Source organism: Streptomyces sp. Inha503, from assembly GCF_047215865.1.
GTDB classification, from domain to species: domain Bacteria; phylum Actinomycetota; class Actinomycetes; order Streptomycetales; family Streptomycetaceae; genus Streptomyces; species Streptomyces lycopersici.
Map to the genome: position 1 here is coordinate 3,039,325 of NZ_CP178360.1, position 16,908 is coordinate 3,056,232.

6 protein-coding genes and 1 tRNA gene are annotated in these 16,908 nt (G+C 65.9%); 2 read left to right on the plus strand and 5 right to left on the minus strand.

The window, feature by feature from the left end; translation table 11 throughout:
• Nucleotides 1-65 precede the first annotated feature (65 nt).
• From ACJX2R_RS12190 to ACJX2R_RS12205, 4 genes are all read right to left on the minus strand, one after another.
• Nucleotides 66-1,376 (minus strand): hypothetical protein, encoded by a 1,311-nt coding sequence (locus tag ACJX2R_RS12190; RefSeq protein WP_413100107.1) that lies wholly within the window; start codon nt 1,374-1,376, stop codon nt 66-68.
• 641 nt (nt 1,377-2,017) lie between these two features.
• The gene (locus ACJX2R_RS12195; RefSeq protein WP_413100108.1) at nt 2,018-2,407 is read right to left on the minus strand and encodes a hypothetical protein; all 390 of its coding nucleotides are present in this window, start codon (nt 2,405-2,407) and stop codon (nt 2,018-2,020) included.
• A 41-nt stretch (nt 2,408-2,448) separates the two neighbouring features.
• Nucleotides 2,449-9,360: a polymorphic toxin-type HINT domain-containing protein gene (locus ACJX2R_RS12200; protein WP_413100109.1), complete on the minus strand. Its 6,912-nt coding sequence runs from the start codon at nt 9,358-9,360 to the stop codon at nt 2,449-2,451.
• Between the two features lie 124 nt (nt 9,361-9,484).
• Nucleotides 9,485-13,750, minus strand: coding sequence for a LamG-like jellyroll fold domain-containing protein (locus tag ACJX2R_RS12205; RefSeq protein ID WP_413100110.1), 4,266 nt, complete (start codon nt 13,748-13,750; stop codon nt 9,485-9,487).
• Between the two features lie 390 nt (nt 13,751-14,140).
• Between ACJX2R_RS12205 and ACJX2R_RS12210 the strand changes: the two genes are divergently transcribed.
• Nucleotides 14,141-15,394, plus strand: a complete 1,254-nt coding sequence (locus ACJX2R_RS12210) for a tyrosine-type recombinase/integrase (RefSeq protein WP_413100111.1) — start codon at nt 14,141-14,143, stop codon at nt 15,392-15,394.
• Nucleotides 15,395-15,567: 173 nt separating this feature from the next.
• On the opposite strand, the gene ACJX2R_RS12215 is transcribed toward ACJX2R_RS12210, so the two are convergent.
• Nucleotides 15,568-15,634, minus strand: a tRNA-Pro gene (locus ACJX2R_RS12215).
• A 767-nt stretch (nt 15,635-16,401) separates the two neighbouring features.
• On the opposite strand from ACJX2R_RS12215, the gene ACJX2R_RS12220 reads away from it, so the two are divergent.
• A complete protein-coding gene (locus ACJX2R_RS12220; RefSeq protein ID WP_413100112.1) occupies nt 16,402-16,635 on the plus strand; it encodes a hypothetical protein in 234 nt (77 codons plus the stop codon).
• Nucleotides 16,636-16,908: the final 273 nt, after the last annotated feature.

The following is a 16,908-nucleotide window of genomic DNA, read 5'->3' on the forward strand; positions in this document are numbered from 1 at the left end:
GCCTCGATCCGCACGGTGTGCGGCATATTCAGCGGGTTGAGTTCCAGCGGGGGTGTCCGGCCTGGTCAGCCGACGAATTCGACCATGACAGTCGCCGTGCCGAGCACATGCCGGGCGTCGCCCGCGTAGGTGACCGTGTACTGGGGATAGGTGTTCCAGTCGGGCGGGGTGTCACTGAAGCTGAAGGTGCCGTCCCGTCCGACCTTCGCATCCGGCAGCTCCACGCCGTCGCGTGTCACCGTGACCGCTCTGTGCTCAGGAAAGGGGACCAGCGAGGTCAGTTTCCCCGTCACGGTGACCGGTGTGCCGACGGGGTTCGTCGGCGGGGCGGACAGATTGATCGTGCTGGATGCCTTGGCGACATCGGTGACGATGTCGAGAACGACCTCGTGCGAGTAGGGGAAGCGGGTGGTGAACAGCCTGTTGCCGTCGGGCGCCCAGGCCACGCCTCGGTCGAGCAGATCCGCGTACCCCGGCGACAACGCGACCGTGCGGTATGCCGTGGTCTCTCCCGGGCGGTAGACGTAGGCGTCCCACTGCCCTCCCGCCACGATCCCCGCGGCGACCGTGCCGTGGGAGTCGACAGCGACGGAGTTGGGGTAGGGGCCGGTGTCGTACTGGGCCTCCTGCGTCAGGTCCGACAGGCGCCAGCGCTGGTGGTAGTAGTTGGAGCCGATCGCGGTGATCACACTGCTGCCATCCGGCGTCACCACCATGTCCTCGACAGCGCCGAGCGCGTCGCTGTAAGCGGTCTCCCGAAGCGTGCCAGAGCCCACGTCGTACACACGCATGCCCTGCGCGCTCTGGCTCTCCGCGGCCACGAGCCGGTCCGGCGCACCCGGCGACGAGGCGAGTCGCGGCTTGAAATACCAGACGGGGTTGTCGTCCAGCCGGACGGTCGGGGTCGCCTCGGCGATGGCGACCGATCCGATGCCGGCGTCGAAGATGGTGGCCTGGTAGCTGAAGAACAGCCGGTTGCCAGCGAGGGCGAGGCTCTCCGGTTCGGTGTCGGCCCCGATTGAGATGCGGCGCGTCTCGGTCAAGGTCGTGGTGTCGATGACGGAGATCGCGTCAGCATCCGTGAGCGCCACGTACAGGGTGGACTCGTCGGCCGACTCGGCCATGCCCCGCGCCCCGTCGAGACCTTCCACCTTCTTCACGACCTGGCCATCGTGGTCGGTGGCCAGCACCGCGTCGTCGCCGGGCGCGCTCACGTACACATGGCGGCTGTCGGCGAGGGTCTGCCAGTGGGACCGCACCGGCAGGACAGTGCCGCCCTGGGTCTGTGCCGCTGCCGTGCCGGGGGCACCGAGCAGGTTGAACGACGCGGCCGCCAGGACCAGAGCGACACCTGCCGCACGTCTTCGTATACGCATGTAGGAACTCCTTCGAGAACGGATCCGGCCGCATGGTCACGGTCGGCGGAGCAACTGTAGTGACCTGCAATGACATTGGCCCCGCAGAATGATCGCGTTGCGGAGCGGACGTCAGGGCACGGACTCGCTGCGGCCTTCGTGATCTGACTTGGCATCTGATCGACCGGACAAGTCCTAGTCCGTCGGCGACGTCTGAAAAGCGGTTCAGTCTCACTTGCCGGGCTCTGTCGCTGATTTGGGGGTTCGCTAGGTGATCAGGGCGAATGGAGTATGCGTCGCCGCAAGAGGCAAGAGGTCGAAGTTGGCCCGGCTGTACATCTGCCTCTTCAACAGATTCATTCTCATAACGCTGCTCTCCACAACCCCTGAAGTGCGGGTGGTGTCCAGAGCTGAGAGGATGGTGGCCCAGTCAGGGCGCATGCCACGGCCGAGGGCCCGCAGTTCGTGTGGTCCGTCGAGCCGGACATCGGCAAAGCAGACCTCGAAGGCCAGGTGCTATGTTGCGCCGGTCGTGCAGGAGCACGTGAGGTGCTCGGGGCAACCACGGCGTGGCGAGTGAAAACAAGGTCGCGAGCCACAGGAAGAGGGGGCAGGTCATTAATCCGCCCTCTCTCGCAATTTCCCGCGCCCACCTGCGGAGACTATTCGCCTGCCGCGAATCGCCAATCCCACAGAGGTTCCCTCCGAAACCGCGCTAGAACCTCTCTATATTCGATGAGTTCACCATAATTCGTATCGAGCATTCCTGACAGCCCATCGATCACTTCACCCAGAAGATCACGAATGCAAGATACTCCGGAATATTCAAGTGTGATCGCCTGGAACTCGCCGATCTTCTGACGAATCTCACCCACTTCTTCTTCATCGAACTCATCGAGGACGTCCCCGGATGCGTCTACGCCGAATCTACATGCTCCTCGATCCAGCCGATCGAAGGTTTCACCTTCACTGTAGGCGCCAACCTGCTGCAGGCGGGCCAGGATGCGCTGATGATCCCCTGGAGGACTGAGAAGAACGATAGTAGGCCGCATGGATCTTCCTGTCGTGACGGGCGCTCATGCCGAGTCTTGGACTATGGAGCCAAGACATCCAACAGATCATTCTTGTCTCGAGTGACCATAATGCCAGCTTGCTCAAGGCTCTTGATCACGCTTCCTCGCCCCTGCGGGAGGTAAACAATGACCGGATAGTCCGTCAGGCTCTGAGTCCTCAAAGCCTGCTTCAGCGCACCCTTACCCGAACCCGTCTTGACCTGAACCACGGCGTTCCTGGTCACGATGTCGAAATCCGTGAGCGCTTGCCCGTCTGCGCCGACGATATCGACTCCCTGTGCTCGGACATGCCCCGGATAGCGTGCGTTGATGTCGTCAACCAGTTCGGGAACGAGGGGGTCGTCTCCCTTTCCGATCACATGCGTCGCACAACCGTTGCTGTTGTGAACCAGGACCGGAGTCTGGCCCGCGAGCACATAGTACGTGTGGATGCCGCTGACGGTCAGGTCGTGGGTGCGCTGGCGCTGCGTGAAGTGACGGGCGTGCTTGACGGTGACGGTGCGGCCATCCGAGGTACGCAGAGTCATCCCCGGCCTGAGGTCACCGGCTTTGACCCATGCGTGCTGGGACTGGACCCAGAAGGGGTGCGTTGTGGTTGCTATGAGGCCCGTTGAAGGTTCACCAGCGCTGTTGGTGACGGTGAGGTCGACGAAGTTCTTGTCGTCTTCGGTGACGATGGTGCCGGCGACTTTGCGTGTCGTGGTCTTGCCGGTGTCGGGGTCGGTGACTTTTACCTTGTCCCCGGTCTTGATGTCCTCGATGGGTTTGGTGGATCCGTCGGCGAGGAGGACTCCAGTGCCTGGGACAAAGCTGTGGCATCGAGTCTCTGATGTTCGCCCTGCTGGTTCCTCGGCTGGTTCCTTATTGCGGCCCCTCCAGGTCTCGGCTCCTTCCTCCACCGCTTTTTTGGCGCCACGAGCGATGAGTTTGGCCTTGTTGTAGCCAGTCATGTCGATGGCAGCCTGGGTGCAGGGCCCCAGGTCCCACGTGGCGTAGCACGTTCCTACGGCGGCAAGCGGGTTGAGTTCCTTGAAGGTGGTTTTTGCTACCTTGAGCCACCAAGGATCGGGCAGATTCTCCCGCTTCGTTATGTGGTCCTGAACCAGGTAATCGACGCGTGAGCCGTACCCGGTGGTGAGCTTGCCGTTATGGCAGTTGTAGCCGCAGCGGTAATCGGCCCTCGCGGCCGCACCCGCGTCACTGCTTCCGCTGCTTCCACCGCTGGGGTAGTGGTTTTCGGGTGGAGCACCGTGACCTGCATTCCCACCGTTGGTCGGCATGCAGTGACCGTTCCCGGGGTCTTCGCAGAGTCCCGTCGGGTCGCTGAAGGTGAGGGGGTTGCTGTTGGCGTACGCGTACCCCTGCATCTGCTGGGTGTCGCCCGGCTCCATGACCGGGTCGACCGAGAGGAATCGCCCGGTGGTGGGGTCGTACTCGCGGGCCCCCAGGTGGGTGAAGCCGGTGGTCTTGGTGTCGTCGGTTCCGCCGACGAAGCCTTTGGTGCCGGGCCAGTCGGTGGGCTGGGTACCTCGTACGTCGCCGAACGGCAGGGTGCGGCGCTGGGTGAGCTTCTGAGTGGCGGTGTCGATGGCGAGTTGTGCGGTGCCGTGGTGGTCGGCGAGGGTGAGGGAGACGGTGCCGTCGTTTTCCTGGACGGCCTGGTTGCCGCCGCCGAGGTCGATGTAGCGGGTGGCCTTCGGTGTGGTGGATCCCTTGGGCAGGGTGATCTCGGTATTGCCGAGGTAGAGGGTGGTCTCGGTGGGGCCGCGGCCTATCAGACGGTTGCCGTCGGCGTCGTAGACGTATTCGGTGACCTTGTCGCTGCCGCCCTCGACCGGCTCGGTCACCTTGGCCAGGTGTCCCTCTACGTCCCATGCCAGCGTCCCGGTGTCGCCGCCGAGAGTGCGGGTGGTGGTGTTTCCGGCCTTGTCGTACCCGAAGGAGTCCCGTGAGGTGCCGTTGGGGCCGGTCGCCTCGACGGAGGTGAGGGCGTGCGGCTGGGCGCCACCCGGCTCGGGGTAGCCGTAGGTGCGATTGGTGTCCTTCTTCGCGTCACCTGTGGGGTCGTGGAGGGTTTCTGTACGGCGATTGCCGACCTGGTCGTAGGTGTAGGAGTGCCAGTACGCGGCCGGACCGCCCAGCACGCCGCCGCTCGGGGCGGCGGCGCAGTTGGTGTCGCCTTGGGTCCATGCCTCGGTCAGGCGCCGCAGGTAGTCGTAGGTGAAGCACTGGTTGTCGGTGCCGGAGCGGGAAACGTCCGACACGGACAGGACGTTGCCTGCTTCGTCGTAGCGCAGGCTGTTGAATTGATCGACGCCTGCGACGTCCTGCCGGTCGACGCGGGCGGTGGCAAGGCGCTGGGTGCCCCACTCATAGGTGTTGGTGGTCCAGGTCTTCTTGCTGCCGTTGTTCGACAACTCGTATTGCAGTGGTTTGCCGGTGAGGCTGTAGTTGACGGTCGACTTCAGGCCCTCGCTGCCGTCGATCGCGACGGGGCGCAGGGTTTCATCTTCATAGGTGAAGACGACCGTCGTTGCCGGCAGCGCTCCGGCCTTGGGGTAGCCAGTGCCTTCGACGAGGCCGGAGACCTTGTAGGAGGTCGTGGACAGATAGGTCCCCTGTAGTGCTCCTTCGGAGGCAGGGATGGTGACGGAGGAGCGAAGCGGGCGGTAGAGGCGGTCGTAGGCGACGACCTTGGATGTGTAGGCCTGACTTCCCTGGTAGCGGGTGGATTCAGCCAGGTAGCCCTTGGCTTCGCGGACGGTGTCGTACACCCACTTCGCCCGCAGCTCACCGCTGCGTGAGTTCTTGTGGAGTTCCGTCCGGCGGCCGAGGCCGTCGTAGACATAGGCCAGGGTGGTATCACGCGCGTCCGTAGTGGAAGTCAACTGGCCACGGTCGTCGTAGACACTCGTGCTGGTGCCTTTGTCGGGATCAGTGGCTTTGGTGAGGCGACCGAGCAGGTCATAGGCGTAGGTCCAACTGTTCTTTGCGGGGTCGGTGACCTTCTTGAGCTCGCCGCGGGGTGTGTAGGTGTAGGTGGTGGTGTCGTAGGCGGCGTCGGCGGTGCGCTGGTGGTGCTGGCGCAGTTCGGTGGTCTGGCCGCGGGCGTCGGTGAGGGTGGTGGTGGCTGTGCCGCCTACGGGTGGGATGACAGTGGTGCGATCGCCGCCGTAGATGGTCTTGGTCACGCCCAGGACGCTGCCGCCGTCGCCGTTTCCGGCGATCTGCCGTGTCTCGGTCTGTCGGCCCAGGCCGTCGTAGGTGTAGCGGTTCTGCGTCTCGACGCTCAGCGCGTCCTCGGGCTTGAAGAGTGTGAAGGCCGGTTTGCCGTCGGCGTAGTACGTGGCGAAGTCCTTGGACTTCAGGCCGCGTTCGTCGTAGAAGACGTCCGTCAGCAGTCGACCGCCGTCCGGGCCGGGGGCTTGTGCCTGCCGCTCGCGCAGGAGGCCGTCGTAGAGGGTGTAGGAGGTGCGCTGCGCGCCGTTGTTGCCCAGTGTCTTGGTGCCGACGGCAACGGGCCGGTTCTCGGTGACGGTGTAGGTGAACTCATAGGTGGGGGTCTGGCCGGTGAGCCGGTCCGCCAGCCACACCTTGGTGGAGCGGCCCAGTGCGTCGTAGGCGTAGCTGGTGGTCCTGTCGTTGGTGTCGGTCTGCTTCAGGGGCAGGCCGCGCAGCGCATCGCGCGTGGTGGTGGTTGTCTGTGCGGTGCTCGCGTCGCCTGTCTTAGCGGGTGGCGACGTCACCTTCGTGGTAGTGGGGATTCCCGTGGCGGGGGTATAGGCGGTTGTGGTGGTGCGGCCGTCGGTCCGGGCGGTCCGCTGGAGCGCGCCCGCCGCGGTGGCGGTGACGTCGGCCGTCAGGTCGGTGCTGCTCAGGGCGCGTCCGTACGAGTCGTAGGAGGACCCGGACTCCGTGTAGACCGCGGTGGTGCCGTCGTACGTCTTCAGCACCGCCGTCCCGGTGGCATCTCCTCTGGTCGGGGCCGAACCGTAGGCACCGCTGTCGTAGGCCGTGCGCGTGTCGGAGATGACGTCGTCCGGTCGGCTGACGGCAGCGTCACATGCCTTGGCCACCGTCTCCACCCGTGCGGGGAGGGCGAGGATGTTCTTGTCGGTGTTGGTGGCGTAGGTGGTGCGGGTGCATGTGTTGTCGGCGGCGGTGTCGTTGTCGCCGAAGTCGTCGACCTGGGTGACGCGGCCGGCCACGGTGTCGTAGCTGGTGGCCCCCGACACGGTCCGCCACTTTCCTCCGGCTCCGTCGTCCAGGGAAGTGAAGGTTTTGCTATGGGCGGTACCAGTGAAGTTGGCGGTGACCGTGCCCCAGTCCCGTACCTTCTTGGCGGTCTCGTGGTACCAGGGACGGTTCACCGTCTTGGCCAGGACCTTGCCGCCCGGACCGGAGTAACTGACGGTCTTGTAAATGAACCCGGCCGCCGAGGGATGGTCGGTGATCGGGTCACCCTCGCCATCTTCCAGAGTGACGGTGGCACTCTTGGCGCCGCCGCTGGTGTCCTTGCGGTCGCCGTCCATGCCGCGCAGGAAGTACGTGTCCTGCTGCGATTTCATCGCCGCGGGCCCACCCTGACCGCCGGTCTGCACCCGTACCTGGCCGTAGCCGCGCCACTGTGACCAGGTTTTGAACTTCTCCTTGGTCAGCCCGTCGTCATCGTCGAAGTGCCAGGCGGCGCCGCCCTTGTAGTCGTAGGCGGTGACCTGGTCAGGTGCGCCGCCCGTGCGGTCGGTGGTGGTCACGGAGGTGACCACGTACTTGTTGAACCACTGCCGCTCGGGGTCGTCGCTCGTGCTGCCACCGATGTACTGCGGGAAGCACCGGGTGGTGTTGGTCTGCGGGGTCGGCAAGGCGTCCCACTCGCAGGCATCCGCGGAGTAGTCGACGTCGATCTGGCCACCGGATTCGTCGGCGACGGTCGAGAGGCGGTCCTTGATGAAGGGTGCGTAGCCATCACCGGTCTTGTCGAGTCGGTTGGCCAGCTGGGTGTAGGCGAATGTGGTCTTCGGCAGGGTGATGGCCGGGTCAGCGCTGTGTCCGGTGCGCTGGACGGACTCGAGTTCCAGCTGGTAGTCGGTGTCGGCTTTGCCCCACCGGTGGGCCAGCTTCCATGAGTCGACGCTCTGATACGCGCCGGCGTCAAGGACCTGCGTGGTGATCTGCGTCAGGCGCTTGCGGGTGAAGAACACCGGGGAGAGGCGACCCTCGTCGCAGTCCTCATCCGCTGTGCAGTTCAGGTCCCAGGGGGTGTCGTACCAATAGAAGACATCCTTGTCGATGGATGCGCAATCCGTCTGCGCGTCGGGCAGGCAGCGCTCGCTGCTGGTAAAGTCGACCTTTGCCAACGCCTTGGTGCCGTACATCGACGACGACCGCAGTCCGTATTCGATCCGGTCCAGCTCGCCGCCTCGGACATAGCGCGTGTTGTCCTTGGCTTTGAGGTTCCGGCCGTAGGAGTTGGTCTCCTTGTCGTAGTAATAGGCGATGGCGTTCCCATGCGGGTCGACGACGTAGTCGAGGTTCCATCGCCATGCCTGTTGACACCAGGAGTCGGCGAAAGTCGCCCCATGACACGGTTCGCCGGAGCCGTTCCCGAAGACAGGAGCCGTCCAGGTGGAGTCGGTGGTTTCCTTGCCGTCGGCCCATCCCGGCAGCCGGTTGTAGCCGAAGTAGTAACGGGTCCCCTCGGGCGTGGTGACTCGCCAGTACTCGTCATTCCGCGCGCCGTTGTCGCGTACGTTGGTGTCCGAACCGTGGAGCCGGTCGATCTTCGTACCGTCGTCGCTCTTCAGCTTCCAGGAATCGGTCCCGTTCGGTACCAGTTCCCCGCCCTTGCCGTTGAAGGACATGAAGGCGTTGTCGTAGGCCCAGCACAGGTCGCCTGGCTTGCTGCCATCCGCGTTCTTCACTCCGTCGTCCGCACACGGCTTGTAGCGGCGCTCGATGAAGCCCGGCCAGAGGTCGAAGCCGTCGCCCACCCATGACGACTGGTTGTTGGTGTTCGCGGTACGGCCGTCGACGGCACCCGAGGAGTACGAAAGACCCACAGTCGGCGACAGGCCACCCGGCACCTCCGGAACGGACATGCCGTACGACCAGGTGAAGTCCCCGGTATTGAGGTTGGTGTTCCACGCTGCCGACGGTGAGAGGGAAGTGGCCTTGTAATCGCCCTTCTCCCCGCCCTCTTCAGCCACGGCCGCCAGCACCGTGGGCTCGTCCGCGCGCAGGGCCAGCTCGGGGCTGGTGAGGGTCTGCTTCTCAGCGTCGTTGACGGTTTCGACAGGCTTGGGGGTGCGGCACTGCTGCCGGTCAGGGGTGGTCAGAGCGCAGGCGGGCAGCTCGACCAGGGTGAGCCGGAAGGCGTAGTTGCCACCGTATGCCCCGGCGAATGAGGAGTAGTCGACGCGGGCTCGGACCGGGCGCGGTCCGGCTTGCTTCGCCTTCTCCTCGTCTGCCTTCGGCTGCAGAGTGAACAGCAGACCGTCGACGCCCACGTTATGCGCCGCCTTGCGTCCCACCACGCTGACCGCGAGGTGGTCAGGGGCGGCTTCTGCGCCTCGCCGTGTATCCGCGGCCGCGGCCAGTGCAAGGGGCAGACCCTGGGCCCGTACCGGCGACGCCCCGGCCTTCGCACCGGGTGCGGGGAGCGTGACCACTGTTGATGCCGCTTTCGGCCATGTGGCACGAGGGGCGGCCTTGGGGGTCGGCGGCCCCTTCATGACGGTGCGTGGTTTGACCTTGGCGATCGTTCCGGGCACCGGCTTCTCCGCGCTGGGAAGGCCAGGGCGGCCCTTGCCGGTGGCATCGGCGAGGGCTGGCTGGGCCACACCCTGCAGCAGAGCCGCGATCATGATCACAGCCGAGGCCAACGCGACACGAGGCCGGAGAGTCCGTAACCGGTTGCTCGATCTGCCGTTCATCCCTGTCCTTCATCCCTCACTGTGAGCACCGCCGGACGAGTACGCCGCGCGGTGAGGCAGAAGCTGGTAGGTGGGAGCCGCAAAGCCTGGTGGTCCGGGGGCACCCGGCCACTCTTGGCGAAGGTCAGTCGCCGCCGGGAACGTCCGTGGTCATATCCGGCGTGCCGGCCGCGAGCTGCGATACCTGTGCGTCGCTGAGTGCTCCTTGAAAGGCCCACACGTCGGAGACGGCGCCGGGCCAGTACTCTCCCCAGGTGGCACCGGTCTTGGCGCGGCCGAGTTGGAGCGGTTGCGTTGCCCTGAAAGACAGCGCGTTCTCCGACCACGACATCCGGTCACTGCAAGCCGTGTCGTCCGCGTCGCCGTTGCCGTCGACGTCCGCGCAGGCGATCTCTTCCAACTCGCCGTTCACATACAACGTGAGTTGCTTGGCGAATCCGTCGTACACCAGCGCCAGGTGTGTCCAGTCAGCTGGACTGGAGAACTGTCCGTTCTCGACCTGCGTGACCGTGGCATCCTTACTGTCCTCGTTCGCCATGGAAATCCGCCACCGGCCCGGGTCGGTGTCCGGAGTCGGGCTCGGTAGATACCGCACCGAGAACGCGCTCTGTGCCGAACCAGGCGCACTGAGCAGCGCTACACCGTCCTTCGGTACGGCCGCGGCTTGTGCCCATGCCGTCACCGTAAAACTCGCGCTCGTGTCCACCGGCACCGTGGCAGTCGCGGCGTAGTCGTTGACGCCATCGAGCAGGAGGCCACCGTCGACCCAGCCCGCTCCGACCTGTGCCCCACCGTTGAGCGTCATGTCGTTGCCAGACGCGGAGGCGTCCGGTGTGGTCACTGGCGAACCGGACGCCTGCTGGAATGTCCAGCGTCCCTTGACCAGCGCGCGCTGCTTGAACAGCTGCTGCGCCTCGGTGGCCGAGACGGGGCGGTCGAAGAGCCGCACATCGTCGATCGTGCCCGGGAAGTGGTTGTCGACCCGTCCGCTGTAGGAGCCGGCGCCGATGTACATGGACTGATCCGCGTAGAAGGCGCCGGCCAGCTCAGTTGATCCGGCCTTGGCCCCGTTGACGTACAGGGTGAGGGTGTTGGCGACCGTGTCGTGCACGCCGACCAGGTGCACCCACTCCCCCGCGCGCGCCTGCGTCCCGTCCGGTTGCATGGCCCGGATCGGTGTCGCGTCGGCGGTGTCGGCGGAGTACTGGTTGACCGCCCACCGGTCATAGGTCTTGGAGTAGTACAGCTCGAAGCCCGGGGCGTACCTCCCGGCCTGGGCGGTGATGACCGCGGCGCCGTCCGGCTTCTTGTCCAGCTTGGCCCAGGCCGAGACCGTGAAGCTGCGCGAGGTGTTGACGTGGGGAGCGCGCTCCTGGCCGATCTTCGCGTATCCGTCTGTGCCATTGAACCGAGTGGCCTTGCCCGCCACACCGGCCACTCCCGTGTTGGCGCCGCCCACGTACTTCGCGGGGATCACTCCGCCGTGGCCCTGGATGTCGGTGGCACCGGTTTCCTCGTCGAGGTGGAAGACCGCCACCGCGGGGCGGCCTGGGTCACCGACGGTCTGGTGGGCGTAGAGCTTGTCGACCTCGTCCTGGGCGACGGGCTTGTCGAAGAGCTGCGTCTCGTCGATCGTGCCGGGGAAGAAGTCCTTCGCATCTCCGCCGGACGCGCCCGCGCCGATCATCAGGCCCCGCCGGGCGTTCCAGTCGATGTCGTGGGAGGCCGTGCCCGCCGGCTTGCCGTTGACGAACAGTTGCAGCTTCTTGTCCACGCCGTCGTACGCGCCGACCAGATGGGTCCACACCCCAGCCTTCACTCCGCCCGGTGTGCCGGGCATCGCCCGCACGATCGTGGCGCCGGACTCGTCGTCGGCGAAGGTGTTGAACACCCACCGGTCGTAACTGGCGGAGTAGTACAGCTCGAAGCCGGCGGTCTGGTTGCCGATCTGGGACGCCACCATCGCCGCGTGGTCGGGCACTTCCGACAGCTTCACCCACGCCGATACCGAGAACCCGCGGGTGCCGTCGACCACGGACAGGTCGGTGGACGCGTAGCCGTCCGTGCCGTTCAGCGACAGGCCTGTGCCGACAACGCCCTCCGCCCCGGTGGCGGCGCCACCGTGCAGAGCGAGCGTACGCGGTGGGGTCGAACCGTCCGCCTGGGCGGCGCCGGGCTTCTCGTCCAGTTGCCACGTCGCCCGCTCCGGCTGCCCTGCCTTCACCCGGAACTGATAGGTGCGGATCTCCGAGCCGTTCCCCGCCTCGTCAAAGGCTTGGGCGGTGACGAAGTTCAGGCCCGGCTTCGCCGGGAGCACCTTGACCGACCTGGCCGCACCGGCGGAGGTGGACACCTGGTTGCCCGACACCGGATCACCGTTGAAACCCCACCGGTACCGCGTCACATCCGTGGAGGGGGAGTTCAGTTCGAACGTGCCGTACTGGCCCACCCCGTCCAGCCACGGGTCCTCAGGATCCTCCGGGTCCGACGCCGGATACTCGCCCGAGGCGACCGCGGGTGCCTTCGGCACCGAGGTGTCGTAGACGAAGTAGCACCCGGTCGCACCGCCCGCGTACGACCACGGCGAGTACTGCGCACCGTCGTAGGAGCGGACATACCAGTGAACGGTCTTGTTCGCCGGAATCGAGGACGGCAACGCGATCGTGAAATCCGAGCCCGACCGCTTCGACGAGGTCAACGCGGGTTTCCAGCGCGCGACCAGGCCCTTGCCGTCGCCCGCGTCCCACTTCGCCTGGAACTGCACCGCAACACTGTCGCGGTCCGGGTCGGTGACGTTGTTGGCGTAGACCTTGCCCAGGGTGCGCACCCGCGCCGCGTCCCCCGGCTTCTTGCAGGTGCCTCCGTACTCCATGGTCAGCTGCGACATCCTGACCTGTGTGGGCGGACGGTTGTACTTCACCCGCAGATACGCGTCATCCGAGAACCGCTTCCACCCGTACCGGTCGCTCTCGCTGGAGGCTTGCAGGCCGAACGTCATCGTCGACCACTTCTTGTCCGCGGCCTCCTGCACCGCGGACCGCACGGAGAACTCCGCGTCTTTCGCCGCACAGCCGTCGTAGCCGTAGGCGAACGACTCCGTCTTGAGATGATCGATCCAAAAGCCGTCCGCGTTCTGCGAGTTCCACGTCGTAGAGGAGGAGATCCCCTTGGTGCGCCACAGCTGCACGCCTCGCGCGTCACACGACGCGGACCACGTATTCCGCACCACGAACTCCGCCGACAGCACCGACTTGCCCGCGAACCGCGACGTCGGGATCCGGTAGAAGAGGCGCTTGGTGTCCTGCGGCTGGCAGTAATTCCAGCCGCAGTACCCCATGCCGCCGTCTGAGTCACCGTTGAACTTCCACTGCGGTGACGACGCCCAGTACTTCGACGCCATCGTCCACGCCGACGCCTTCGGCGAGTACCACTGAGGGTCAATGAAGACCGGATACACCGTGCCAGCGCCCTTCAGCACATCAGCATCCGGCTTCAGCACCAGCTCATCCTGTGCCGCCGGCACCTCCACCCCCACCGGGGCCAGCTTTCCCGACTCTCCCGCAGCCGGTTCTTCCTCATCGCCCGCTTCGGAAACGTCAGCGGCCTTTGCCCGTGCGCCGACGGTCTCCTGTGCGCCGGGGCCGGGGCTTGAGTCCCACATCACTGGCTGAGGCGCTTCGAACACCGCGCCGCCCGCGCCCTTGTCGTTCGCCGCGACCCCGCCGGTGCCGGTTTCCTGGACGTCCAGGCCACCCGCGTCCAGCTTCAGCCGTAACTCCGCCAGTGCCTCACTGGCCGCGGCCTCGGCCGACTTCACCACCAACAACTGCGTGAAACCATCCTCCTGGGCTCCCATCCGCAGGTCCACATCCGGCAGAACATCCGGATAAGTGGCCGTGTCCCCCTGTAATCGCGGGGTCGGCAGGTCCGTCGGCCAGGACAGGGTCAGCTCACGCCCCGCCTTCGTCATCCGCACCAGCGGCACACTCCCACCGCCGGAGAACTTCAAGTTCACCGTCGTCGCCTTCGGCGCAACCATCCCGTCGCCAGTCTTCACCAGCGCGGTATCGATGGCCTTCCATTCACCATCCACGCGCGCTCGAACGGGACGCAGATACTCTCTTGCCTCCAGCTTCCCGTCAGGAGTGGCGAACACCTCGCTGCTCTCACCCCGCAGTGAAGCGACCTCCACCGGCTTGCCCTTACGCTCAGCAACCGCCCGCGCCAACTCCTCACTCACCGCGCTCTTCACACCGCGCGCATCCTTGGCCACCGGCGCGGTACGCACGCCGGAGCCCTGCGCACCAGCGTGCGGGAGCGCTCCCAAGATGACCGAGGTAACCAACGCCACCCCGGACACGCGCGCGCACCGCCGGATGCCCAAAGGCATAGCAGACTCCCCCCACAAGGCCTCCCCAGACCTTGCTCAGTTATGGACAATTCTCGATGGAATCGTGAACGCGAGAGTAGACATCGCCTCGCACACCAGTCCAGGTAGCCAGAAAAGGACATCCATCAACATTTGGAGCAATAGCCGTAGCTTTGTGTGGTGACTTGCGCCACATCTGACACCGATAGGGAACCGCTGCTTCAAGCCGACTCGACACGCCGACTACCGACACGCCCCCAAAGGGGTCGGCACTGGTCAGCATCCTCGACGGACGTCCTGTGATGGCAGGGTGATGACATCGCCCCGGTTACGCCATGATCAGCCACCTCATGCGCCAGGCGTCGGCACCTCCACGGTGGAGTTGACTCTCCCCTCACGGAGGTGAACACAATGGCTTCTCAGTCTCCTGAACGCGGCCGGGTGTACCGGCGTTGTGGCTGCCGTCGCCCCGACGGCCGACAGTACGGTGCCCGCTGCCCCAAGCTTCACGATGGTTCAAGGCACGGCTCTTGGGCTTTCGCTGTCGACCTGCCCTCGGCCGACGGCAGGCGCCATCCGCTCTGCCGTAGCGGATTCGCCACTCAGAAGGCCGCCGAGACAGCGCTCGAGCGAGCCCTGGAGTCCGAGCGCACTGGCCTGGACCGCAGCGAGGATCTCACCCTCGCCACGTATCTGGCCGAGTGGCTGCGCCTCAAGGAGAAGGCGCTCAAGCCCACCACGTTCGCCCGTTACCGCGATCACGTGCACGCGGACCTCATCCCGACCTTCGGCCGACTGCCCCTGACCGATCTGCGAGCCCGGCACATCACCGCCTGGAGCGAGGCCGAACTCGCCCGCGGGCGCGGGCGCACCGCCGTCTACCGGATCGGCGCCACCTTCTCCAGCGCGCTCAGCCATGCCGTGCGCACGCGCGTGATCGTGGCCAACCCGTGCCGGTACGTTCTGCTGCCCCGTCCGGTCGCGCCGGAGCGGATCTGCTGGAATCCCGCGCAAGCCGCAGCGTTTCTGCGGCACAACCATGCTCACTACGGCGATCAGATGGCCGATCTGTTCGAGCTGCTGCTGGGCACCGGTATGCGGCGAGGTGAGTCCCTGGGGCTGCACTGGACCGACATCCACCTGGCCGAGCGGATGCTGCTGGTGCGCTGGAGCCTGACGGCCGTGAACAACAACCACCTCTACCTCGGCCACCCCAAGACCAAGGCCAGCCGGAACTGGGTGAGCCTGGCCCCGCGCGTGGTTGCCGCCCTCGAGCGCCAGGCCGCGCTCGCCCGGACCGGCCAGCCCAAGGGGACGCCGCTGGAGGGGCTGGTCTTCTGCCGCCCGGACGGCTCGCCGCTGCGCCCGCAGGGGGTGCTGGTCGAGCTGCGGCGGCGCGCCGCCGAGCTCGGCCTGCCAAGGATCGGGGTGCACGATCTGCGGCACACGGCCGCTACGATCATGATCAGCTCGCGGGTGCCACTAGCAGTGGTTTCCAAGACGCTGCGCCACTCGACGCTGGCCACCACGGTCAACCTCTACGGCCATCTGCTGCCGCATGCCGCCCGCGATGCCGTCACCGCCATTGGCGCCGCCCTGGAAGGCGCCGACCGTAAGCACGCCACCGGCGATCCTGGCGGAGCGTCAGAGCAGCGGGCGGCCTGAACCTTTCGTCCGCCCCGCGCCCGCTTGGGATTCTCCCTGCCACAGTGCCCCTGGCCAGGGGCACCGTGGCGACACTGCCCCAACGCTCACCGGGTGTCATCACATCGCCATCACGTGTCACACGAACGCAATCAGCGGGTCTGCCATCACTGGCAAACCCGCTGGTCACACCGTCGGGACGACAGGATTTGAACCTGCGACCCCTTGACCCCCAGTCAAGTGCAAACGCCGAATTCCCCGGAATTACGGCGCTTTCCATAGGCGAAATACGTGCGGTATCGCCCAAGTTGTGCGGGGTCGCGCACACCGTGTGGTCCCCAAATGGTCCCCACCACAGTGCCTCCAAAAAGCAAGCTTCGCTTCCACTTCCATCATGCACCGCTTGGCAACATCCAACAAGACCTGCCACAAAAAAGACGAAACACCAGATAGACCCGGCGGGAATGCCCCCATGAACCGTCCGGGAGTGCAGCTGACTGTCGCGCGGCCACAACGCACCCCCTCACCGCGCCGGGAGCCGAGCACCATCCGAGCACGGAAGCAAACGCCTCCGGGCACAGGACGACACGTCGCTGCCCGTGCAGACACGATCCTGGGCAGGATGCTGAACGAGTGCCCGCATGCCGCCTGAAGTGCAGCGGTGAATATCCGGGCCCCGCAGAGACTCTGTCGCCCGATTGTCGCGTTTACGAGCTGCGCAACAGTTATGCGGGACATGCCTTCGGCGTGAGGGCTTTCTTGAGCCGCTTCGGCCTGACAGCCGCCGAGCCTGCTCTCCCGACATACTCGCCGCCGCGACTGGCAGCCGTTAGCCTACGCTTGGCACATTATTTCTCGGCTCCACGATCTGCTGGCACTGGGAGAAGGCCCGCAAGTCAACGTCAAGGGCGAGGGCCTCACCGTCGATCCCGACAGCCCTCTGGCCGAGGCACTTGGGCCAAGCAGCGGCTCGGGCGCGCTCCCTAGGCCCTGCCCAATGGCTACTGCGGCCTGCCGATGCAACGGTCGTGCCGCATGCCAATGTCTGCTTGACGTATCCGGCGTTCGTCACGACCCGTGAGTTCCTGCCTCAACACCGCGAGCAACGGCAGCAGCGGTTGCAGATCGTCTCGGCCGCCGAGGCCGGCAGCCAAGCACGCGTTGTCGAGATGAACCGCAAGGCCCTCGGCAATCTGGAGAAGATCATCACCGACCTGGAAGACGACCTCGGGCAGCCGGAAGTGACCGCCGATGCGGGCTGACAGCAGCCAGCACATCGTCGCCGCCACCCGCCGCCGCGGACCCGGGCCAAGGCCGTCCAGGCCCTCCGCACCCTCGATGCCGCAGGTGAGCCGGTCACCCTCGAGACTGTGGCAAGCGGGCCAGAGTGTCTCGAACGGCGACCGCCGCTCCCGCCTGAGGGCCAGGATCCGGGACTAACGAGAGTTGCGAATCTCGGTCGTCCCGAAGGGCGACCGCCACTCCGTGCTCGGCGGGTGGGTGCTCGACGGTCTGCTGTGGTTGCGATTCTCGGT